A 22,195-nucleotide genomic window follows, 5' to 3' on the forward strand; every position below is an offset into this window, starting at 1 on the left:
TCAGGATCCTCAGAATGATGCCTTTTGAAAGGGAAACTATGATTTCGCTGGTACTTGAAGAGATCGGTCGGCTCGTCGTCGCAGAGGACGTCAAACCCGCGCCGGGTGCCGGGGAGGTTCGAGTCCGAGTAGCAGTCACGGGTATCTGCGGCTCAGACATCCACGGTTACACCGGTGAGAACGGACGACGGTTCCCTGGGCAAGTGATGGGCCACGAAGCCTCTGGATGGATCGATCAGATCGGGCCGGATAGCGAGGAGTTCGGGTTGAGCCTCAACCAGCCCGTCACGTTCAACCCCCTCGTCGTGCCACTTGACCAGGCGGAGAACTTCCGAGGCCGAGAGCAGCACTGCCCGGACCGCTACGTGATCGGCGTCAAGGCGTCGATACCCGCGGCATTCGCCACGCACGTGATCATTCCCAGCCGTAACATCGTGCCCCTGGGTCCTGACGTACCCGTCGAGCACGGCGCTCTTGTCGAACCGCTTGCGGTCGGCGTCCACGCCGTTCGGAGGGTCATGGCAGAACCGGACACCCGCTGCCTGGTCATCGGGGGCGGGCCCATCGGCCAGGCCGTGGTGCTCGCACTGAAGATGGCCGGCGTCGGGCAGATCTATGTAAGCGAGGTGGATTCCGCCCGCAGGGATCTCGTCGAGCAACTCGGTGCCCGCGCGTTGGACCCCCTCGCCGAACCTCTCACGACCGCACTCGATGCTCTGGGCGGCCCTGTCGGCGTGACCTTCGATGCGGTGGGCACCGACTCATCCGTTGCGGATGCGCTCTCCACGACCACTCGTGGGGGCCGAATCTGTCTCGTGGGAATGGGCAGCCCCGCTATCACCCTGAATGCGTTTCGCATTAGTACCGATGAACGCTCCTTGGTCGGGAGTTTCACCTACTCCGGGCAGGATTTCCTTGATGCCGCCGAGTATGTGTCGCGTGCCAGCAAGGAGATGTCGTTGCTCATCAGTCGAGAGGTCTCTCCGGCTGAGGCAGACTCGGCGTTCCGGTCCTTGGCCAAGGGGGACGGGACACCCGGAAAGGTACTCGTCCGTTTCAACGCGTGAGGAGGAGGTTCAAGCACGAGGCTCGTACCCGCGCGCTGATTCACGCGGTCGGTCGTCTCACCGGTACAAGGGGGGTTGGTCGATGAGGTGCACCAGTTCACTGTTCCCTGATTGCTGGGAGGCCACGCCGGCATCGCAGCAGGCCGCGGTGGCGTACCCGTCCCACGCACTGGGTCCGCTGAGTCCTCCGGCGCGAACGGCGTTGACCCACTCCTGGACCTCCTGATCGTAGGCGGGTGCGAAGCGGTCGTAGAAGTTCTCGGCGATTGCCAGGCTCTGCCGCACCTGCGCGGTCATCTGCAACCCGCTGGGGTGCCCGGCCGAGACCACACCGTCTTCGAACACCGCCTGGGCCTGTACCTGATAGCCGAGACGTGCGTTCATGAAGATCTCCACGTCCGCCAACAGGCCCGAGGAGGTCTGCATCAGCACCATCTGGGGATCACGCATCATCCCCTTGACGGTGCTGCGCCCGGTGCGCACATGCACTGAGGTGATCTCCTCACCGGTGAAGAACCGCAACGCATCGAATTCGTGCACCACCGAGTCGTTGATGAGCATCTCCTCGGTGAACCACTCCGGCGCCGCGGGGTTGCGGTGCTGGAAGTGCATCATCAGCAACTGGCCCAATTGTCCGGAATCGACGATCTGTTTCAGTTGGCGGTATTCGGCATCGAACCGGCGGTGGAAACCCACCTGGATCAACCGGCGACCGGCGCGCTGCTCGGCCCGCAGCACTCGCACCGCTGACTCAGGTTCGGGGGTCAGCGGCTTCTCGCACAGCACCGGCACCCCGGCCTCGATGAGATCCACCAGCGCTCGTTCGTGCAGCGCCCCGGGAGTAACCAGCAGCACCGCATCGACGACGTCGGCCGCGAGCATCTCCTCGATGCTCGCGAACGCCGGCACCGGTGCTGCCTGGATCCGGCTGACCTGCGCGCCCACCGCGCGAGCGCGGTCCATGTCAATATCCACCACGGCGCCAACAGCGGCATGCTGGGTGGTGCCGGCCAGTCGCTGGGCGTGGTTGGCACCCATCCGGCCCGTGCCGACCACGGCCACCCGAAGATCGCCGTCGGTTCTCACCGCTCACCCCCGCGTTTGCGCTGGTCCGGCTGCGGACCCAGGAACGGACGTTGCCGACCCTTGTTCAGGGCGTAGCGGGTATAGGCGCCGGCGGTGGAATCGAGGTCGGAGACCTGTGCCACCGGCACGTCCCACCAGGATTCTGAGTCCGGGGCGCCCTGGTACAGGTCGGACTCGATGTGGATGAGCACCGGGCCGTTGTCCTGCGGTAGCGCTTTGGCTGCTGTCACGGCCCTGCCCAACTCCTCGATCGCCGCCGGCCCTGGTGGGATGCGGAGCACCTGCACGCCCAGGGACTCGGCGTTGGTGGCCAGGTCCACCGGCAGCTCGGCGCCGTCGTCGAAGGTCTGCGTGTGCGGGTCCTGGTACCGGAACCGGGTGCCGAAGCGCTGGCTGCCCACCGTCTCCGAGAGGGAGCCGATCGAGGCGAAGCCGTGGTTCTGCAGGAGCACCACGATGAGTTTGATCCGTTCGGCCACGGCGGTGACCAGCTCGGTGTGCATCATCAGGTACGAACCATCGCCGACCATGACGACGACGTCCCTACCCGCCGCCGGTCCGGCACCTTCGGCGGACTCGGCCAGGGCGGCGCGCTTGAGGCCCAGGCCCCCGGCGATCTCATATCCCATGCAGGAGAAGGCGTACTCCACGTGGTAGCCGTAGGGGTCCTTGATCCGCCACAGTTTGTGCAGGTCCCCCGGCAGCGACCCGGCCGCGCAGACCACCACGTCCTCATCGGCCATCGCCCGGTTGACCGCACCGATGATCTCGGCCTGGGCGGGCACCGGCTGGTTCCGGCCGGCGAACGCCTCATCGACGCACGTCTCCCAGCGAGCCTTCTCCCGGGTCACTAACTCCGCACTCTCCGGCGCCACCCGGTAGCCCACCGAACCCAGCGCGTCCTGCAGCACCGGGAGGGTTGCTCCGGCATCGGCGATGATGGGCACGCTGGCCCCGAGTTTGTGCCCGTCGAGCCCTCCGATGTTGATATTGACGAAGCGCACCCCGCTGTTCTGGAACACGGTCTTGGACGCGGTGGTGAAATCCCCGTACCGGGTGCCCACGCCGATGATCACATCGGCCTGCGCGGCATAGGCGTTGGCAGCGGTGGTACCGGTGGAACCCACCGCACCCAGGCACAGCGGGTGGTCCCAGGCCATCGCCCCGACCCCGGCCTGGGTGTAGGCCACCGGGATCCCGCACGCTTGGGCCAGGTTCTGCAACTTCTCGGTTGCGAAGGCGTAGTGCACACCCCCTCCGGCAATCAGCAGAGGTTGCTGGGCCGCACGGATCAGGTCCACGGCGGCGGCGATGTCCACCTGCTCGGGGCCGGGTCGGCGGATCCGCCACCGCCGGGGCGCCAGGAACTCCACGGGCACCTCGATCCGCTCCGCCTGGACATCCTGCGGCAGTGAGATCGTCACCGCACCGGTCTGTGCCGGATCCAGCAGCACCTGCATCCCGGCCAGCAGCGCGCTGAAGATCTGCTCGGGCCGCTCCACCCGGTCGAAGAAGCGGCTGACCGGACGGAACACATCAGCGCAGGTCGCGCTGCGATCGTGGGGCAACTCCAGTTGCTGCAGCACCGGGTCCGGGGCCCGGGTGGCGAACTCATCGGAGGGCAGCAACAACACCGGCAGCCTGTTCGTGGTGGCCACGGCAGCACCGGTGACCATATTCGTACTTCCCGGGCCGATCGAGGTGGTCACCGCGTAGGTCTGCCGACGCCGGGTGTGCCGGGCGTAACCGCTGGCCTGGTGCACCAGTGCCTGCTCGTTGCGGCCCTGGTGATAGGGCATCAGGCCCGGAGCGTGCACCTGGGACTGTTTCAGCGCCTGCCCCACGCCGGCCAGGTTGCCGTGTCCGAAGATGCCGTGCATCCCCGGGATGGTGCGCACCTCGGTGCGCTGGCCGTCGATGATGTCCACGGTCCACTGATTGGCCAGGAACTCCACCGTGGCCTGGGCCACTGTCATCGTGCGGGTCCTCATCATCGCAACCTCTCCTCTTCCTCGCTGGTTCGGGGCTTCGCAGGGTCGCGACTATCCGGCCGCGCGCCACCACCCCGCAGCAACCCCGCGGCGACCTCCACAGCCCGGGCCACATCGCCGTCGTCGGGGTAGAGCAGCACCCGGCCCGCGGTCAGGCCCTGCACTCCGGGCAGCCTCAGCGCCGGAGCCCACGTCGCCAGGATGTCCTCGGTGCCGGCGGCGGCGCTGCCACCGAGCAGCACCGTGGGCAGGGTGGTCGCGGCCATCACCCGCTCCATCTCCGCCACCACGGGCAACTTCAACCAGGTCCGGGCCGAACTGCCGCCGAGCCCCTGTGCGATCGCCACGGAGCGCACCACCGCATCGGTGGATAGGTCGTTGACCAGTTGGCCCTGACGGTGCATCGAGATGAACGGTTCGATCATGGCTACCATCTGGTGCCGGTGCAGAGCATCCACCGCGCGGGCCGTGGCCTCCAGCATCGAGGTGGTGTGGGTGTCATCGAAGGCGATCCGCGTGAGCATCTTGCCGCCGGCGGCACCGATCGCGGCCAGGCCCGCAGCGGTGTGCCCGGTGAACCGGTCGTCGACCTCGTTGACCAGACCCGGCAGGCCGGCGCGGTTCATCGAACCGAAGAGGAGTTTTCCGTCCACGGCCCCCAGCAGCAGCAGGTCATCGAGGATGTCCGGGGAAGCCAGCACGCCGTCGACCCGGGGGTGGGCAAGGGCAGTCTGCAGCCGGTCCAACAGGTCCCGCCGATCGGCCATGGCCAACGGATCATCCTTGACGCCCAGGGCGCCGCGAGCAGGGTGGTCGCTGGCGAGAATGAACAGTTGCCGGCCCCGCTGCGGCCCGGGGTGGCGGGGCCGGGTCTGCGCCGCGCGCAACACCGCGCCGGGATCATGCAGGCGGGTCTCGGTGAGGTGCTCGTAACGCCGCGGGTCGCCGTCGGACATGGTCATTGCCTGGCCGGTGCCGGGTCGGTGGGGGCTTGGTCCGGTACCGGGCGGCCGGCCTCACCCAGCCGCTGGTAGACCTGCGCGGAGGTGGGCATCGCTTCGGAACACGCGATCTCCCCGGCCACGTGCGCACCGGCGGCGTTGGCGAAGTCCAACACGTGCCGCAGCGGCCACCCGGACAGCAATCCGTGGCACAGCCCGCCACCGAAGGCGTCCCCGGCCCCCAGTCCGTTGACCGTGCGCACGGCGATCGGGGCGGATGACACGCGGTCGTTCGCGGTTGCCGCCAGCACCCCATCGGAGCCGCGTTTGACCACCGCCAGGGCCACCCCTGCCTCCAGGAGTCGATCCGCCTGGGCATCGGCGCTGCCCGGCCCCACCGCGACCGCGCACTCCTCGGTGTTGCCCACCGCCACGGTCACCGCGGGCAGCAGGTGCTGGATCTGTTCACGGGCCTGGTCTTGGGAAGGCCAGAACATCGGCCGGTAGTCCAGGTCCAGCACCGTGTGCTGGCCGGCCTGCAGGTCCGCACGGGGCCGGGCCTGGTGCATGGCGAGTTGGGCTTGCCGGGAGGTGGGCATCGCCATGCCGGTGAGGGTGGACCAGAAGATGGTGGCCTCCCGCACGCCCGTGTAGTCGACCTCATCGACGTCGATCTGCCAGTCCGGGGCAGAGGGGCTGCGCCCGTAAAAGTACAGCGGGAAGTCCTCGGGCGGCCGGATCGCGCAGAACGTCACCGGGGTCTGCAGTTCCGGCACCGCCGACACCCAGCGATCATCAACCCCGTAGCGGCGCAGTTCCCGCTGCAAATAGATACCGAAGGGATCGTCCCCGACACGGGTGATCACCGCGGTGTGGCGTCCGTGCCGCGCTGCGGCTACCGCGACGTTGGTGGAGGAACCACCGAGGTACTTGCGGAACTCGGTGACGTCCTCCAGGCCCACCCCGATGTTGTCCGGGTAGATGTCCACACTGATGCGGCCGGTGGTGATGAGGTCATATGGCATGTGGGCTCCTAGCGAATCCGGGTGCTCGAGCCGCAGCTGCTCAGGTATCGGCGGGTGCGCGTGGCGATCGGAAGGGGGGTCTCGAAGGATGCCACCGGGTACATGTCCTGTTCCACGATGCAGTAGAAACCCCGATCCAGGCGCTCCAGTTCGGCGATGACCTCGGCCAGGTCCGGGGCGCCGCTGGGTGGTTCGACCATCACACCCGCCCGGTTGGCACCGGCCCAGGTTAGGTCCTCCCGGCGCACCCGCTCCATTACCTCCGGGTCCACCTGCTTCAGGTGCAGGTACCCGATCCGGTCCGGGTAGCGGCGGATCAGGTCCACCGAGGAGGCCCCGCCGTACTCAGCGTGTCCGGTGTCCAGGCAAAGGCTCACCAGATCGGGATCGGTTCCCTCGATGAACCGTTCGATCTGCTGTTGGTCGCACACATGGGCATCGGCGTGGGAGTGGAACTGCTGACGCAACCCGTACTCCTCGTGCAGTACGGTGCCCAGTTCGTTGTGCCCGTCGAACAGGCGCTGCCACTGGTCGGTGCTGAGTTGATCTGACTCCACCGCTTTCCCGGTGACGTCATCGCGCCACATCGCGGGGATCACCACGATGTGCTGACCACCGACTGCCCGGGTCAGTTCGGCCACGGCCCGCACCTGCTGCCAGGTCGCACGGCGTTCTTCGGCACTGGTGCGGTGGAAGGCGGTGAAGACCGTTCCGGCGCTGACGGTCAGGTCCCGGGCGGCCAACTCGTCCTTGAGGCGGGCAGGATCGGTGGGCAGGTACCCGAAGGGCCCCAACTCGATATAGCGGTAGCCGGCTTGCGACACTTCATCGAGGAACCGCTGCCATGGCGGCTGCCGGGGATCGTCGTCGAACCACACACCCCAGGAGTCGGGTGCGCTGCCGATGAGGAGCGGCGCGTCGGTGCCGTCCTGGGACGCCTGGGGCATGTGCGTGGGTGCATCCGACATTCCGGCCTCCCTCAGCCGCGGTCACAGCAGGACTTCTGCCCGGAGGCGAACTGGCTCCGGGCGATGGAGCCCACTCTTCCGATAACACTGTCCTATTGTCAAGACAAAGATTGCTCAGGAGAGGGTGCCGAGATGATGTCGGCTGAGCAAGATGTCATGACAAACTAACGACAGCGCATCGAAGGAGAATTCGCCATGTCCGTCCCGCTCGATATCACGCTGGACCGTTCCTCGCCGGTGCCCTTGTACCACCAGGTGGCCTCGGCCCTGGAGGCCGCGATCCGGGACGGGAGGCTGCCGCCGGAAACCAAGCTGGAGAACGAGATTGCCCTGGCCCGGCGTTACAACCTGTCCCGGCCCACCATGCGGCAAGCGATGGACCAACTCGTGCGCAACGGGTTGGTGGTCCGGCGCCGGGGGGTGGGCACCCAGGTCATCGGTCCCCAGGTTCGTCGTCACCTACGGCTGTCCAGCTTATACAACGACCTGGTCGCCGAAGGCTCCCAGCCCGAGACTCAAGTGCTGTCCTTCGAACTTATCGCCGCGCCGCCGCAGATCGCTGAAACCTTGAAACTCGCCCCGGGAGCCCAAGTTAGTCATGTGCGCCGACTCCGCCTGGTCGATCATCGTCCGCTGGCGTTGATGGAGAACTGGATCCCCACGGCCATCGCGCCATTGACGCGCGAAGAACTGGAGCGGGACGGGTTGTACAACCTCTTGCGCAAAGCCGGGATCGACTTCCGGATGGCACAGCAGCGGGTGGGTGCCAGGATCGCCGACGCCGACCAGGCGCAGGTGCTGCAGTGCCCGCCGTCCTCGGCGCTGGTGTGGATGGAACGCACGGCGTTGGACAGCCGTGGCGCCGCGATCGAACATGGCCAGCACCTGTACCGGGCGGATCGGTACTCCTTCGACATCACGCTGGTGAGTTGACCACCTGAGACGACAAGGGGCTGATTGGCATGACCGCAACGAATCCATGGTTTCACCCGGCCGGAAGCACCGGCCACGGCCACTGGACGGTGGACCTGGGCACCGCCCACTCCCAGGTGCCGGTGCCGGGCTGGGAGCACACCGGCCTGCGCACGGCTGACGTGGCGCCCGGCGCCGAGGTGGGTCTGGGGGCCCAGGCCGAGGAGCGCCTGGCGATCCCGCTGTCCGGGTCCTTCGCTATCACCGTGGGCGGGCGCACCTACGAACTGCAGGGCCGCCCGTCGGTCTTCCACGGGCCGACCGATGTCCTCTACATCCCGATCGATCGCTCCGTGCGCATCACATCGGCGGCCGGCGGGCGCATCGCCATAGCCAGCGCCCCCGCAACCGTGGCCTACCCGGTGCGTTACGTGGCCCGTACGCAGGTACCGGTGGAATTGCGCGGCGCCGGCGCAGCCTCCCGCCAGGTGCACAACTTCGGGACACCCACGTCGTTGGACGCCGACCGGTTCATCGTCTGCGAGGTGCTGACCCCAGCCGGGAACTGGTCCTCCTACCCTCCGCACAAACACGACGAGGAGAAGGACGGCGAGAGCGCCCTCGAGGAGATCTACTACTTCGAGATGCAAACGGCCCGGGATATGCCGATCCCCACCGCGGCGCAGGGCGGCCCCGATGCGATGGGTTATCAGCGCGTCTACGCCTCTGATGCTCGCGAGATCGACGTCATTGCCGAGGTGCGCTCGGGGGACGTGGTGCTGGTTCCCTACGGGTGGCACGGGCCTGCGATGACCCCACCCGGCCACGACATGTACTACCTGAACGTGATGGCCGGCCCGGGGCCGATCCGGCAATGGTTGATCAGCGACGATCCGCACCACGGGTGGATCCGTAGCACCTGGGAGTCCGAACCGGTCGATCCCCGGCTGCCGTTCCGCGGCTGACCCTCGGAGGTGCAGATGCCAAGGCCGATCCGCCACGGCGGCGCGGGCGCAGGTCGATGGTGACCACCATCGGGCTGATCGGCGTGGGACGGATCGGGGCTATGCACGCCGCGAATCTTTCCGCCCTGGAAGACGTCCGCCTCATCATCGCCGATGCCGATGCCACCCGGGCACGCCAACTCGCCACCGGCCTGGGATGCTCGGCGGCTGCTGACGCCGAGGAACTGTTCGGCGCCCGCCCCGACGGGCTGGTGGTCGCCGTGGGCACCGCACAACACGTTCCGATGATCCTGCGTGCCGTAGGGGCGGGCATCCCGGTGTTCTGTGAGAAGCCGGTGGCGCCCTCGACCGAGGCGGCCGTGGCGGTCCTGGAGGCGATCGAGGCCGCAGGTGCCACGGTGCAGATCGGGCACCAACGGCGCCTGGACCCCGGGTACCAAAGCGCCAAGGTGGCCTACCGAAGCGGTGAACTGGGCTGGTTGCACACGATCCGGGCGCTGACTGCCGATCAGTTTCCGCCCCCGTTGCGGTTCCTGGAAACCTCCGGTGGGCTGTTCCAGGACTGCTCGGTGCACGACTTCGACATCCTGCAGTGGATCACCGGCGAACCGATCATCGAGGTGTTCGCCCGAGGTTCGAACAACGGGGATCCGGCGATCGGCGACGTCGGGGATGTGGATTCGGCAGTGGCCTTGGTGACCTTCGCCGACGGCACCCTCGCCTCTGTCAGCGCCACCCGCTACAACGGCGCAGGGCACGATGTGCGCCTGGAGTTGCACGGCTCGCGAGGAACAATCCAGGTGGGCCTGGACGCCAGTTACGCCGGTCGCAGTGCCGAGCCGGGTTTCACGTTCCCCAGCGGCGCCCCGCACACCACCTTCCATGATCGTTTTGCTGCCGCCTACCGGATGGAGATGGACGCGTTCGTGCAGTTGGTGCGCCGCACGGGAGACAACCCGTGCACGGCTGCTGAGTCGGTCGACGCCTCTCGGGTGGCAGAGGCTGCCCAGCGCTCCTTGCGCACCGGAACGCCCGTGTGGGTGCGCAGGGAGGCGAGGGACTGACCCTGCCTTACTCGGCGGACTGTTCTTCGAGGCTTGCCGCGAACTCCTCGGCGTTCTCCGCGGTCACCAGCGTGGTGTCGATGGCGATCTCGGAGTCGATGTCCTCACCACCCGCCACCCGGATCGCTTCTTCGATGCTGCGTGCCCCCATTTCGTAGGCGCCTTGGGCCATGGTGGCATCCAGTTCACCGGCCATGATGGAGTCGATCGCATCGCCGGTGCCATCGACGCCCACGATGAAGAAGTCCTCCAGGTCCAAGCCGGCGCCGCGGACCGCCTCAATGGCTCCCAGCGCCATGTCGTCGTTGGCGGCGAAGATGACATCGAGTTCTGGGTTCGCCTGGAGAGCATCGGCGGTCACCGCGCGGGCCTGAGCACGATCGGAGTCCGCGGAGAGGTCGGCCACAACGTTGAAGTCGCTGCCATCGAGCACTTCCAGGGCACCGTCGATGCGGTTGTCGGTGGAGGGGTTACCTGGTACCCCGCGGATCACCAGCAACTGCCCAGAGCCCACCTCCTCCAGGAGGAAGTCCCCGACGGCGTGCCCCAGGTCCAGGTTGTTGGTGCCGATGAAACTCTCCGCGCCCTCCCAGCCATCGATATTGGTGTCCAGCAGCACCACCGGCGTGCCCTCATCCACGGCGCTCTGCAGAATCGGTTCAAGTTGTTCGGCCTGGGTGGGTGAGACCACCAGGACGTCCGGCTGACGGGTCAGGTCCGCCTGGATCCGGTCGATCTGTTCCTGCACCTCGGTTTCTTGGGTGGCGCCTCCCACAGTGACATTCACCCCGTGCTCGGCAGCAGCGTCTTCGACTCCGCCCACCACCTGCAGCCAGTAAGGCGATGTGGTGGTCTTCAGGACGACGGCGATGTCGACTGCGTCCGGGTCACCACCGTTACCGCCGTTACAGGCACTGAGCGCCAGGGCTGCAGCAGCGGTGGCGGCCAGTGCTATGCCACGCTTCTTGGTTCCAGGTGTCATGGCTATTCCTTCCGGTGGTTCTTGGCACCCACGATCAGTGAGACCATCTCTTCCATCGATTCCGCGGTGGGCACAACGTGCCCGACCACACCGCCTTGCCGCATCACCACGGCCTTGTCGCACACCTCGACCACATGATCCATGTTGTGCGAGATCAGGATGATCGAGAGGTTGTACTTGCCCGGGAGTTCGGCGATCGTGTCCAGCACATTGCGGGTCTCGCGCACCCCGAGCGCCGCCGTCGGCTCGTCCAGGATCAGCACCCGGGTGGCGAATGCCACCGCCCGGGCCACGGCGACCGCCTGCCGTTGCCCCCCGGACATCAGCCCGACCGAGGAACTGAAACTGGGCAGGTGCACCTGCAACGCGTCCAGTTTCCGGCGAGCTTCCTTCTCCATAGCCTTCCGGTCGAGCCACCCCAGGGCCCGCATCCCGCGCGGCTTGGTCAGTTCATTTCCCAAGTACAGATTGGCGACCACGCCCAGGTTGTCGAAGAGCGCGAGGTCCTGATAGACCGCCTCAATGCCCAGCGAACGAGCATCGCTGGATGAGCGGATGACGGCGGGTTCGCCGTCGATGAGGATGTCTCCGGAGTCGAGGCGGTGGACGCCGGTGATGGCTTTGATCAACGTTGATTTACCGGCGCCGTTGTCCCCCAGCAGTCCCAGGACCTGGCCTTGGTCGAGAGAGATGCTGACGTCGTCCAGGGCCCGCACCGGGCCGAACAGCTTCGAGGCATTGCGCACCTCCAGGATCGGGGGTGCGCCCGCGGCCTGGCCAGGAGCCGTCTGAGCGACGGGTTCAGGCATGGTCATCACTTCCCTTATGATCGGCCTCGGCCGTTCGCAGGCGGGTCTCCAGCCGCTGCCGGACCACGTCCATCTCTACCGCGATGACCACCACGACGCCGAGGGCGACATACTGCCAGGCAGCGGCGATATTAAGCAGATTCAGGCCGTTCTGGATCACGCCCAGGATCAATGCGCCCACCAGGGCACCGAACACGGTGCCGCGACCGCCGAAGAAACTCGCCCCGCCGATGATGACCGCGGCGATCGCCGACAACTCCAACAGGTTTCCCGCCGTGGGGTAGGCCGAGTTCGTCTGGCCGGAGACCACCAGGGCGGCGACCCCGGCGAAGAACCCGCTGATCACGTACACCGAGATCAGCACCCGGTCCACCGGGATACCCACCCGTTTGGCTCCCTCCCGGTTGGCGCCCACGGCGTAGATCCACTGACCCCAGGTGATCCGGGACAGCAGGATGTGCACCAGCAGCGCGAGCCCCAAGACCAGGAACACCGCGATCGGCACGCCCAGCACTCGCAGGCTGCCCAGTGCGCGGATTTCCGGTGGCATCCCTGTGATGGGCCGCCCCTCGGAGATCAGCAACGCCGCGCCACGGGCGATCATCATCATGGCTAACGTGGCCAGGAAGGGGTGCGGGAGGCGGCCTTTGACGAAAAGCGTGCCGCTGACAGCACCGGCCAGGATGCCGCCGGCGATCATGCTCGGGATGATCAGCCAGCCATCGACGATGTCCAATTCGCGCACCCACAGCGCGCCGAGCACGCTGGAGAAGGCGATCACCGACCCGACGGACAGGTCGATCCCTGCGGTGATGATCACCAGCAACTGCCCCAGCGCCAGCAGGGCCACGACGGAGGACTCCAAGCCGATATTGCCCAGGTTGCGGCCAGTGAGGAACACCGGGCTGAGGATCGACAGCGCGACCACCAGCACCAGCAGCATCAGCGCTGGTCCCATGCGGACCAGACCGAGGGCCCACCGTAACCGGTCCCGGTCTGCTGCTGCTGCCACAACTCCCCCATCCTTGTCGGGAACGGGCACGGCCGCGTGCGCGCTCAATCTTCGCGCTGACCACGAGACTTGTCAAGACATACGGACGAATGCGCCGCGGTGGTCGAGGGGGCGGGACCGATCAGTAGACCCGGGCTAACCGCGGCTCCTTCGCAGTTCCAGGTCTTCGAGCCGGGTCTTGGTGTCCGGGTCGAAGAAGAACCCATCGGGCGCCACGATGTCATCGGGGCTCAAATCCTTGAACGAGCGGTGCCCGAGACCGACCAGTGACCAGTGGAGTCCGTCGCGAACCATTTCCAGCATGTCGTGCACACCCTGCTGACCCCCCGCGGCCAGGCCGAAGATCCACAATCGTCCAACCAGGACGATGTCGGCGCCGAGTGCTAGGGCTTTCGCGACGTCCATTCCGCGACGGATTCCGCCGTCGAACCACACCTCGGCCTGGCCCTGGACAGCACGCGCCACGGCCGGAAGCACCCGGATACTCGCGTAACTGCTGTCGAGGTTGTTGCCGCCGTGGTTCGACACGACGATCGCATCCGCCCCAGCATCAACGGCGCGCTTCGCTTCCTCGCCGCGCATGAGTCCCTTGACGACCAGCGGCCCGTCCCACACCTCCCGAAGCCACTCCACATCCGCCCATGTCGGTACCGGGGTGGACATGAGTTCGGCATAAACCTCAGCGAATGCTGGCTCCCTATCGGGGTTGCTTCGCGAGTTCGGGACACCCAGATCCGGGATCCCGCCCTTGGCCAGGAACTTCAGGATCCACGCGGGTCGCGAAGCGGCCAACGGAGCGAACCGGAAGACCGCCTTCAGATCGACCTGGTTAGGGATCGACGGACTGCCCCAATCACGCCGTCCCAGCCCACCGCCGGTAGCATCCAGGGTGACGATGAGTGCCTTGGACCCGGCCCGCTTGGCCCGCTCCAGCCTCCACAGAATGTCGTCACGAGTACCGGTCCAATACAGTTGGTACATCCAGTTCGGGTTGGCGGCCGCGACCTCCTCCATCGGTTTGGTCGCGAACGAACTCAGCCCGATGGCCGTGCCGGCTTCCTTCGCAGCCTTGGCAACCGCAACCTCGGCTTCCGGGTGGATCGCCTGCGCACCGGCCGGTCCGGGCAGCACCGGCATGGACAGTTTCATCCCCAGCGCCGTGGTCGCCGTCTCCCGCACCAGCGGCTGTTCCTCGCGCGTTTCCCGTGCCACACGCGGCAACCATCCGATCCGCTCGAAGGCGGCCGGGTTCTGCCTGATTGTCGAGCCCTTCTCGTTGCCCGAGATCAGCGCGGTGTAAACAGCCTTGGGCATCTTGCGTTTCGCGAGACGTTGCGCCTCGGCGAAACTCTCAATCGGTTTCCTAGCCATATGAGTCCTCCAAATACAGTGTCCGGCAACCCCTCTCAAACGGGCTCACGTCGAAAGAGGGCGGATTGCTTATAATAGTGGGACCGAGTACCAAAAACCTAATGTCGATGTTCATATCTACGTGGAGGGGGTGCTAGTGACCGAAGCCAGGGTACGGAGACGGGGCCGTCCGACCGTCTCCTCCGCGGAACGAATCGAGCGACGAGCCATCGAGTTGTTCTTGGAGCAGGGCTTCGACCAGACGTCGATGGCTCAGGTCGCGGCAGCGTGTGAAGTGGGCCGCAGCACACTCTTTCGATACTTCCCCGCCAAGGCCGACATCGTCTGGCGGGGGTTCGACGTCCACCTCCGACAACTGGCCAGAGCACTTGAGCAGCAACCCGACGACCGCGCCGTGATGCAGGCGGTGCACGCCGCAGTCATCGAGGCATTCGCTGAGGCCGTTGACGGGGCCGACCTCTGGTTGCAGCGGTTCGAGGTGCAGAACCAGTCCGAGACGCTGCGGCCGGGAATTGCCACCCGTTGGCTTGCATGGGCTGACGAGATCAGCCACTTCGTCGCAGCACGCACCGAGACCGCTCCCGATCACCCGAATGCAGCGGCCGTCGGCGGCGCCGTTCAGGGCGCGTACGCAGGACGCCTGCGCACGTGGCTCCGGCCGGAGGACGTGAACGGTGATGCCGTTGCAGCGATGGACGTTGCTCTCCAGCCCGTGTGCGAGGTCTTGACCGGGCTACTCTCCGACCCGCCGCGTTCCACTGAAGTTTGACGACCCGCCTGTCCGACCCTCCTGACATAGGGTCGAGAAAAGCAGCCTGCAACCACTCTGGGGGACCGAGATGCCAGCACGCGTCACCGTCGTCGGAGCAGGGATCGCCGGTGCCGCTACGGCCTTCGCGCTGGCCCGCCGGGGCGCCGTCGTCACCATCATCGATAACGGCGCCACCGGGCAGGCCACCGCTGCCGGGGCAGGGATCATCGCGCCCTGGGGCTCGTCCAGCGACGACCCCTCCTACGACTTGGCCGCAGCCGGGGCTGCCTTCTACCCGAGATTGCTGGACCAACTGGCCGACGCCGGCGTCACGCGCACCGACTACCGGCGCACCGGTGCCCTGTACGTGCATCGTGACCCAGGTGTGCTCGACCACGCCGAGCAGCGCATCCGGCCCCGGGTGGCTGCGGCTGGCGCGATTGCGGGCGAGGTCCATCGCCTCGATCCAGGCACGACGCGGGCATCCTTCCCCGTACTAGCCGAGGATCTGCATGGGATCCTCATCACCGGCGGCGGCCGGGTGGACGGCCGCACGCTGCAGGATGGGATGCTGCATGGGGCGCAGCGCCTCGGTGCTGTGCTGGTGCGCGGACATGCCGATCTCCAGGAGGCAAGAGAACGCGGCCGGCCGGCGGCCACCGTGCACGTCGATGGTCGACCCGTGGAGTCCGACGCCGTCGTGATCGCCGCCGGGGTATGGACGAACCACCTACTGGGCGCTCTCGGACTGGCCATCCCGGTCGAGCCACAGCGCGGACAGATCACCCACCTTCGACTCCAGGGCGTGGATACCTCCACCTGGCCCACGGTGCATCCGCTGTCCCACCACTACCTGGTCGCCTTCGACGCCGGCCGCGTCGTCGCCGGCGCTACCCGGGAGACCGGCAGCGGGTTCGACCCACGCGTGACCGCCGCGGGCCAGGTCCAGGTGTTGGAGGACGCCCTGGGCATCGCACCGGGGCTCGCCGATGCCACCGTCATCGAAACCCGGGTAGGGCTGCGACCATTGCCCGAGCACCTGCCGGTGGTCGGTCCCCTGCCGGGCTACGGCGACGTTTATGTGGCCTCCGGCTACGGCGCGACCGGTTTGACAATGGGCCCACTCCTGGGTGATGCGCTGGCGCGCGCCATCCTCGGCGAACCCGCTCCGGAACTGACCCCTTGGTCCCGGCCGGACACGCCAGGGTCACGTGAACAGGCACCCCGGTAGGCACCGGCCCACCAGTCACGGCCAAGGGTTGATCGGTGGCGAAGGGCGGTGCGCTGGTCACCGATTCGCTTGAACGTGGCCGCGGAAATGCCCGCACCGGCCGCACCGGCCGCACCGGCCGTCGTGCACCCGAGGGGTATCCGGGTGCGCCCGTGATCGTGCGTGGCGTGGTGGTCGACACCGCCTGGTCCGCGGCAACTACCCGCCCCAGATCTCCATCGAGGCCTGCACCACTTCGCCGTCTTCTCCCTGGTACACCCCGGCGCCATCCGTGACGTCGGGGGCAACTCCCGCCCGGGCACCTGGCGGCCAGCCTGCAATTCCCGCCCAGTCGGGCAACCCCGGTCCGGGCACCTGGCGGCCAGCTGGCAACGCCCCACCAGCCCGGCGCCTGGCCGGCCGCACCGCCTCGCGACGAGTCCCACCCGCTGCTCGGATGAGTGTCATCGACCGGTCATCAAGGTGGAATGTCAGTGGCTGATAGTACGGTTGTTCTATGTCGACCACTTCCGTCGCCGATCCGGTGACCCAGGCGCCAGCGGCACTGGGGCAGGTCACCGAGAAACTGAGCGACCTTGCTCAAGGCGAGTGGTGGCGGGCCACGGAGAGCGACCTCGTCGATGTGCTCGGTGCGGTGAACCGACTGCGGCACGAACTCGCGCGCGTGGAGGTCCACGCCACCGCCGAGACACTCAAGCGCGGCCTGCCCAAGGACCGGTGCCTGTCGCCGGCGGACTATCTGACCGAGGCCCAGGCCCAGCAGGGGCCCGCACCGCCGGTGGGGCACGTCGTCACCACCGTCCGGTTGGCAGAGGCCGTCCAGCAGGTCGCCGAGGGTGCCGACCGAACGGAGTGTCTGCAGGAGACCGTCGCCGCGTTCGACGCCGGAGTCCTCGCCGCGTCACGGGCCGGCACGATCGTGCGGTTTCACAGCGAGGTAGCGCCCCATTCGCCGCATCAGGCGCTGGCCACGACCATGCGCACGATCAACAAGGGCGCCCGGGACTCCCACGGTCCCCGCGGTTTGAGCCGGGACCCACTGGGCCGGGACCACGATCCGCACTCGATCGTCCGGCGCAGAGGGTGGAGCGAGCGGGAGTTGCGCACGATTCTGTCCCAGGCCCGCCGCATCATCAAACCGGCCACCGAGTCCGAACGCGAGGAGGAACGCGGCCGGGCCTTTCGCACCCTGCACTCCATCACCCGCGATAACGGGATGACCGAGTACGCCCTGGTCGTCGAACCCGAAGCCGCCGCCACCATCGATGCTGCTGTCTCAGCCTTGTCCGCCCCGGTCAGAGGTGAGGATGACACCCCGGATCCGCGCACTCCGGCACAACGACGCGCGGACGCACTGCTCACGGTCGTCCGGCGCGGAGTCTCCGCCCCCGAAGGAGTGCCGAAGACGACCAAGGCCCAGGTGATGGTGACCATTCCGCTGGCAGATCTGCTCAGCACCACCCAGGGTGCCGGCATCACCGCCACCGGGCAGGTTCTCTCCCCCGGCACCGTTCGGCGGATGGCCTGCGACGCCGGGGTCATCCCGGCTGTGCTCGGCTCGCAGGGGGAGATCCTGGACCTGGGCACCAAGGTGCGCTTGTTCACCGAGGGACAGCACCGGGCCCTGTGGTACCGCGACCAGCGGTGCACCTTTCCCGCCTGCACGATCCCGGCGCAGTGGTGCGATGCCCACCACGTCGAGCACTGGGCCAACGGCGGGCCGACGAACCTGGACAACGGGGCGTTGCTCTGCCCCCGGCACCACACCTATGTGCACAGCCTGGACTTGACCGCCACCGTGACCACCACCGGGGTCACTTGGCACACCTGACTACCCCGCCCCGCACCCGGCTCACCAGGGCCGGGCCACAGGCATGCCTGTGCGGCGGGCATGCCTGCGCAGCAGGCAGCAGGCAGCATGCAGAGTGATTCCTGTGCAGCAGGCAGCAGGCAGCATGCAGAGTGATTCCTGTGCAGCGGCGCAGCAGGCACCGCAGGCACCCCCGCGCAAGCAGGCACCGCAGGCACCCCCGCGCAAGCAGGCACCGCAGGCACCGCAGGCGCAGCACGCACCACAGCGCCGCACAAAGCCGAACGCTCAGGCGGCATACAGGTTCACCTCGGCAGCCTTGACCACGAACGTCACCTCCTGGCCCATGGCCAGGCCCAGGGAGGCGACCGCTGCCGGGGTGACGTCAGCGGCCAGAGCCAGACCCGCCGTCGTCCGGGCGCGCAGCCGCACCAGTTCTCCCTGCTGCTCGATCCCGACCACCCGCACCTCGACGGTGTTGCGCGGGCTGCCCCCGGGGTCCTCGCGGTGCACCGCGACCGCCCGCGGGCTGAAGGTTGCCGCAGCAGCTCGCCCAGCAGCAACCGGCCGGCCCGTACCGGCTTCACCGCCATCAGGCATGCCGTGGATCACCAGACCGCCGGTCAGAGTGATCGCGTCGCGGGACTCCCATACGCCCGAGAGCATGTTCACTCCGGCGAAGCGAGCAGCGAACTCCGAGCGCGGCCGGGTCAGCACCTGCAGCGTCGGCCCCTGTTCGACCACCCGCCCATCGGAGAGGACGACGACGGAACCGGCAAGTGCGAGCACGTCCAGCAGGTCGTGGGTCACCACCAAGGCTGTGCGACCGGCTTCACGCAATGAGGTCCGTAGCAGTTGGCGCATCTGGGCCGCAGCCTCGACGTCCAGCGCGCCCAGGGGCTCATCGAGGAGCAGCAATTCGGGGTCGGGGGCCAGCGCGCGCGCTAGCGCGACCCGTTGTTGCTGCCCGCCGGACAGGTCCCCCGAGCGCCGGTGTGCCAGGTGGGCGATCCCGACCTCCGCCAATCGCATCATTGCGATCTGGCGGGCCCGCGCGCGTCCGGCACCCTGGGACTGTGGGCCGAACGCCACATTCGCCAGGACGTTCAGGTGGGGTAACAGCAGGGGTTCCTGGGCCAGCAGGGAGGTGCCCCGCCGATGCGGAGGCACCCACCCGCCCCGGCCGGCGACCTGTCTCGATCCCAGGTGCACGGTGCCCGCACTGGGGTGGAGTGTGCCCGATGCCAGGGCGAGCGCGGTGGACTTGCCGGCGCCGTTGGGGCCGAGCAGTGCCACGATCTGACCGACCGGAACCTCCAGGTCCAGGCGGACGTCACGCTCGGATACCTCGGCATGGATTGATAACGCCGGCGGCGTCGCGAGCGTTCCGCCTCGCGCCGTCGGTCCTCTGACCGCCGCAGCTCCCGCGGAACCGCGACTGCCTGCATCCTCGGCGCGCATCGTATCCCCAGCGTTCATCGCTTCGCCGGCGTTCATCGCGCCACCCGAGTTCGCCTCGGCCGGGTTCATCGCGCCACCGGAGTTCGCTGGGTCGCCCGACCTCATTGGATCACCAGCCGGCCTCGCGCACCGGCTGTGCGGCTACGCCCGTGGGTGCTCAGCACCAATACCGCAGCGAGCAGGATCAGTACCAGGGACAACGCGATCGCCGCATCCGGGTCGACCTCCCGCTGCAGGTAGATCTCCAGAGGCAGTGTGCGCGTCACTCCCTGCATGGACCCGGCGAAGGTCAGCGTCGCGCCGAACTCGCCCAAACAGCGGGCGAAGGCGAGCGCGATCCCTGAGCCCACCGCCGGGCCCAGCAGCGGCAGCGTCACCCGGCGCAGCACCGTGGTGGGGCGGGCCCCCAGGGTCGCGGCCACCACCTCATGCCGACGACCGGCGGTGCGGGCAGCACCCTCGATGGAGAGCACCAGGAACGGCATCGCCACGAATGCTTGGGCTAGCACCACCGCCGCCGTGGAGAAGGCGACGTCGACCCCGAGCACCTGCAACTGCTCCCCGATTAGCCCGCGGCGACCGAACGTGGTCAGCAGCGCCAACCCCGAGACTACCGGTGGCAGCACCAGCGGGAGCAGCACCACGGTCCGCACCACCCGCGCTCCGGGGAAGCGCACCCACGCCAGCACCAGGCCGAGCGGAACCCCGAACACCACACACGCCAACGTCGCCGCTACCGAGGTGCGCAGGCTGAGCCAGAGTGCGGACACGGAGGCGTCGGAGGTGAGCAGGGCGGGCAGATCGGCCCAGGGCACCCGGGCCAGCATGCCGATCACCGGCAGTGCGATGAGCAGTACCGCACCTGCGGCGGGAAGCAGGATCCACCTCGGCAACCCGGCGGCGAAGCCGGCTCCCCCGTACCGCGCCCGGACCGCCCGTCGCTGCCGCTGGCCGGCTTCCGGCTCACCACGGCCTGGCGGGTGGGAGCCTCGGGTCGTCGTCTGCTCCTGGTACCGCGCACTCATGGGATGCCGAAGCCCGTCTCGTCCAGCACCGCTTGCGCTTGGGACCCGAGCACGAAGTCGATCCATGCGGCCGCGAGGTCGGGGTGGTCGGAGCCGGTGGTGACAGCCATCGGATAGTGGTTGATCACCCCCTCGTGCTGGTCGTAGACCTCGATGATCTCGATCTGTTCCCCGGCCGAGGCGGCATCGGTGTTGTACACCAGACCGACATCGGCCTGCCCGGAGGTGACCTTGCCGAGCACGTCGGTGACGCTGCCCTCCTCACTCACCGGCACCAGGTCGACGTCGAACTGGCCAGTCACGACGGCAGTAGCCTGCCCGCACGGCACCTGGGGGGCACAGACCACCAGGTCGGCACCGGCCAGGCTGTCATCCAGACCGGTTACGCGGGCCGGGTTCCCAGCCGGGGTGATGAGGGTGAGCACGTTGGTGGCGAACAGGACCGGCTCCCCCTCGATCGTACCGTTGGCCACGGCGTCGGCCATCGCCGACTCGTTCGCCGCGGCCAGCACATCGGCAGGCGCCCCGGCGTCTATCTGGGCAACGAGGTTCGAAGATCCCGCGAAGGAGAACGCCACCGAGGCCTCGGGGTGTTCAGCGGTGAACATCTCTCCGACCTGGGTGAAGGCGACATGCAGGGAAGCCGCGGCGAATACGGTCAGCTCACGGTCGGGCAGCTCGCGGTTGGGTTCGGCCTCGTCACTCACCCCGAGTGTTCCGCACGCACCCAGTGTGAGGCCCGCGGCGAGCGCGGCAGCCAGTAATCCGCTACGAGGCATCAGGCCGGCCCCTTCGGAGCCTCGATGATCACGGTGGTCGCCTTGACCACGGCGGTAGCCAGCGAGCCGGGCTCCAGGCCGAGGTCATCGACGGCCTCGGCGCTCATCAGCGAGACCATCCGGAACGGCCCGCACTGCAGATCCACCTGCGCCATCACCTGGTCGCGTAGTACCCGGGTGACCAGTCCGGTGAACCGGTTCCGCGCGGAGGACCCGATCGCGGAGTCCCCCAGGTTCGCCGGTCGCGCAGCATGCTCCTCGGCTCGGCGAGCGAGTTCGGCGCCGTCGATCACCTTGCGTCCAGCACTGTCCTGGGATGCGCTCAGTAATCCTTCCTCGACCCATCGGCGCACGGTGTCATCACTGACACCGAGAAGAACGGCGGCCTGACTGATCCGAAAATGCGGCATGTTCAGCATCCTATATCCGCATGATCGGTTGCATTGCGCCCTATGAGCCGATTTCGCGCTGCGTCCCTCTTGGCTGCCAAGACCAAGCGCGCAGCATGTCCGGACCAGCGCGCAGAACTCATGGCGTCGGCCCGGTATGCCACGTCGCTCAGTCGAACAGCAGGTGCTCCATCATCCGCACCAACTCCTGCGCCGCCCCGGCGGTGTCATACGCAGGGTCAACCAGCCGCCCGCATGATCGCGTCGATTCCGCCGCCCACGATGATGGCCAGGGATCGCAGGTCCGCCTCGCCGGGACGCCTGCGGTCACGCCGGGCCTCTGCCATGATCGCCGCGAGGTCTCGCCAACGCCGACCGCGATCGAGGCCCTGGGGCTGGTTGGTCAACGCCTCCGCCATCATGCGGTAGATCCGCACAGATCGCGACCGGTGGGTTGGGCTCGGTTTGGAGGAGGCCGCGCCGCGCAGTCGGCATCGCAATCGCCGTGGTCGGCTGGTCGGCGGTGACCACGAGGCGGGTGGCGCAAGCGGCACGG

The 22,195-nt window shown here is 67.7% G+C and carries 21 protein-coding genes; 7 read left to right on the top strand and 14 right to left on the bottom strand.

The window, feature by feature from the left end; all coding sequences use genetic code 11:
• Positions 1–14 precede the first annotated feature (14 nt).
• A complete protein-coding gene (locus ACO0LU_RS17395; RefSeq protein ID WP_424792612.1) occupies positions 15–1,067 on the top strand; it encodes a zinc-dependent alcohol dehydrogenase in 1,053 nt (350 codons plus the stop codon).
• Positions 1,068–1,124: 57 nt separating this feature from the next.
• Here ACO0LU_RS17395 and ACO0LU_RS17400 read toward each other — a convergent pair whose 3' ends face one another.
• The 5 genes from ACO0LU_RS17400 to ACO0LU_RS17420 are packed head-to-tail and all read right to left on the bottom strand — an operon-like array spanning position 1,125 to position 7,078.
• Positions 1,125–2,153, bottom strand: a complete 1,029-nt coding sequence (locus ACO0LU_RS17400; RefSeq protein WP_424792613.1) for a Gfo/Idh/MocA family protein — start codon at positions 2,151–2,153, stop codon at positions 1,125–1,127.
• Positions 2,150–4,144 (bottom strand): 3D-(3,5/4)-trihydroxycyclohexane-1,2-dione acylhydrolase (decyclizing), encoded by a 1,995-nt coding sequence (gene iolD / locus ACO0LU_RS17405; protein ID WP_424792657.1) that lies wholly within the window; start codon positions 4,142–4,144, stop codon positions 2,150–2,152. The genes ACO0LU_RS17400 and iolD overlap by 4 nt, the downstream gene beginning before the upstream one ends.
• Complete coding sequence (locus ACO0LU_RS17410) at positions 4,144–5,106, bottom strand: Cgl0159 family (beta/alpha)8-fold protein (RefSeq protein WP_424792614.1); 963 nt, start codon at positions 5,104–5,106, stop codon at positions 4,144–4,146. The genes iolD and ACO0LU_RS17410 overlap by 1 nt, the downstream gene beginning before the upstream one ends.
• A complete protein-coding gene (gene iolC / locus ACO0LU_RS17415; protein WP_424792615.1) occupies positions 5,103–6,110 on the bottom strand; it encodes a 5-dehydro-2-deoxygluconokinase in 1,008 nt (335 codons plus the stop codon). Before iolC ends, ACO0LU_RS17410 begins: the two co-directional genes overlap by 4 nt.
• 8 nt (positions 6,111–6,118) lie before the next feature.
• Positions 6,119–7,078 (bottom strand): sugar phosphate isomerase/epimerase family protein, encoded by a 960-nt coding sequence (locus tag ACO0LU_RS17420; RefSeq protein ID WP_424792616.1) that lies wholly within the window; start codon positions 7,076–7,078, stop codon positions 6,119–6,121.
• A 195-nt stretch (positions 7,079–7,273) separates the two neighbouring features.
• Between ACO0LU_RS17420 and ACO0LU_RS17425 the strand changes: the two genes are divergently transcribed.
• The 3 genes from ACO0LU_RS17425 to ACO0LU_RS17435 are packed head-to-tail and all read left to right on the top strand — an operon-like array spanning position 7,274 to position 10,019.
• Positions 7,274–8,011, top strand: a complete 738-nt coding sequence (locus tag ACO0LU_RS17425) for a GntR family transcriptional regulator (protein WP_424792617.1) — start codon at positions 7,274–7,276, stop codon at positions 8,009–8,011.
• A 29-nt stretch (positions 8,012–8,040) separates the two neighbouring features.
• Positions 8,041–8,955 carry a 5-deoxy-glucuronate isomerase gene (gene iolB, locus ACO0LU_RS17430; protein ID WP_424792618.1) on the top strand — a complete coding sequence of 305 codons (915 nt, stop codon included), beginning with the start codon at positions 8,041–8,043 and terminating at the stop codon, positions 8,953–8,955.
• 56 nt (positions 8,956–9,011) lie between these two features.
• Entirely contained in the window at positions 9,012–10,019 is a 1,008-nt protein-coding gene (locus tag ACO0LU_RS17435) for a Gfo/Idh/MocA family oxidoreductase (RefSeq protein WP_424792619.1), read from the top strand.
• Between the two features lie 7 nt (positions 10,020–10,026).
• On the opposite strand, the gene ACO0LU_RS17440 is transcribed toward ACO0LU_RS17435, so the two are convergent.
• The 4 genes from ACO0LU_RS17440 to mftD form a co-directional block, all read right to left on the bottom strand.
• Complete coding sequence (locus ACO0LU_RS17440; RefSeq protein WP_424792620.1) at positions 10,027–11,001, bottom strand: sugar ABC transporter substrate-binding protein; 975 nt, start codon at positions 10,999–11,001, stop codon at positions 10,027–10,029.
• A 2-nt stretch (positions 11,002–11,003) separates the two neighbouring features.
• Positions 11,004–11,810: an ATP-binding cassette domain-containing protein gene (locus ACO0LU_RS17445; protein ID WP_424792621.1), complete on the bottom strand. Its 807-nt coding sequence runs from the start codon at positions 11,808–11,810 to the stop codon at positions 11,004–11,006.
• Positions 11,803–12,822, bottom strand: coding sequence for an ABC transporter permease (locus tag ACO0LU_RS17450; protein WP_424792622.1), 1,020 nt, complete (start codon positions 12,820–12,822; stop codon positions 11,803–11,805). Before ACO0LU_RS17450 ends, ACO0LU_RS17445 begins: the two co-directional genes overlap by 8 nt.
• A gap of 135 nt (positions 12,823–12,957) precedes the next feature.
• Positions 12,958–14,193 carry a pre-mycofactocin synthase MftD gene (mftD, locus tag ACO0LU_RS17455; RefSeq protein WP_424792623.1) on the bottom strand — a complete coding sequence of 412 codons (1,236 nt, stop codon included), beginning with the start codon at positions 14,191–14,193 and terminating at the stop codon, positions 12,958–12,960.
• Positions 14,194–14,329: 136 nt separating this feature from the next.
• Between mftD and ACO0LU_RS17460 the strand changes: the two genes are divergently transcribed.
• The 3 genes from ACO0LU_RS17460 (at position 14,330) to ACO0LU_RS17470 (ending at position 18,006) form a co-directional block, all read left to right on the top strand.
• The gene (locus tag ACO0LU_RS17460; protein ID WP_424792624.1) at positions 14,330–14,962 is read left to right on the top strand and encodes a TetR family transcriptional regulator; all 633 of its coding nucleotides are present in this window, start codon (positions 14,330–14,332) and stop codon (positions 14,960–14,962) included.
• Positions 14,963–15,032: 70 nt separating this feature from the next.
• Complete coding sequence (locus ACO0LU_RS17465; protein WP_424792625.1) at positions 15,033–16,175, top strand: NAD(P)/FAD-dependent oxidoreductase; 1,143 nt, start codon at positions 15,033–15,035, stop codon at positions 16,173–16,175.
• A 496-nt stretch (positions 16,176–16,671) separates the two neighbouring features.
• Entirely contained in the window at positions 16,672–18,006 is a 1,335-nt protein-coding gene (locus tag ACO0LU_RS17470) for a DUF222 domain-containing protein (RefSeq protein WP_424792626.1), read from the top strand.
• Positions 18,007–18,273: 267 nt separating this feature from the next.
• Here ACO0LU_RS17470 and ACO0LU_RS17475 read toward each other — a convergent pair whose 3' ends face one another.
• The 5 genes from ACO0LU_RS17475 to ACO0LU_RS17495 all read right to left on the bottom strand — a co-directional run bounded on the left by ACO0LU_RS17475 (position 18,274) and on the right by ACO0LU_RS17495 (position 22,061).
• Positions 18,274–19,551: an ABC transporter ATP-binding protein gene (locus ACO0LU_RS17475; RefSeq protein ID WP_424792627.1), complete on the bottom strand. Its 1,278-nt coding sequence runs from the start codon at positions 19,549–19,551 to the stop codon at positions 18,274–18,276.
• The gene (locus ACO0LU_RS17480) at positions 19,548–20,471 is read right to left on the bottom strand and encodes an ABC transporter permease (RefSeq protein WP_424792628.1); all 924 of its coding nucleotides are present in this window, start codon (positions 20,469–20,471) and stop codon (positions 19,548–19,550) included. Before ACO0LU_RS17480 ends, ACO0LU_RS17475 begins: the two co-directional genes overlap by 4 nt.
• Complete coding sequence (gene modA, locus ACO0LU_RS17485) at positions 20,468–21,178, bottom strand: molybdate ABC transporter substrate-binding protein (protein ID WP_424792629.1); 711 nt, start codon at positions 21,176–21,178, stop codon at positions 20,468–20,470. Before modA ends, ACO0LU_RS17480 begins: the two co-directional genes overlap by 4 nt.
• Before the next feature lie 71 nt (positions 21,179–21,249).
• Positions 21,250–21,660 carry a TOBE domain-containing protein gene (locus ACO0LU_RS17490; RefSeq protein WP_424792630.1) on the bottom strand — a complete coding sequence of 137 codons (411 nt, stop codon included), beginning with the start codon at positions 21,658–21,660 and terminating at the stop codon, positions 21,250–21,252.
• Between the two features lie 218 nt (positions 21,661–21,878).
• Positions 21,879–22,061 (bottom strand): hypothetical protein, encoded by a 183-nt coding sequence (locus ACO0LU_RS17495; RefSeq protein WP_424792631.1) that lies wholly within the window; start codon positions 22,059–22,061, stop codon positions 21,879–21,881.
• Positions 22,062–22,195 lie beyond the last annotated feature (134 nt).

The sequence above is a fragment of the Pseudactinotalea sp. Z1748 genome (genome assembly GCF_049725185.1).
Classification (GTDB): Bacteria; Actinomycetota; Actinomycetes; order Actinomycetales; family Beutenbergiaceae; genus CALKWS01.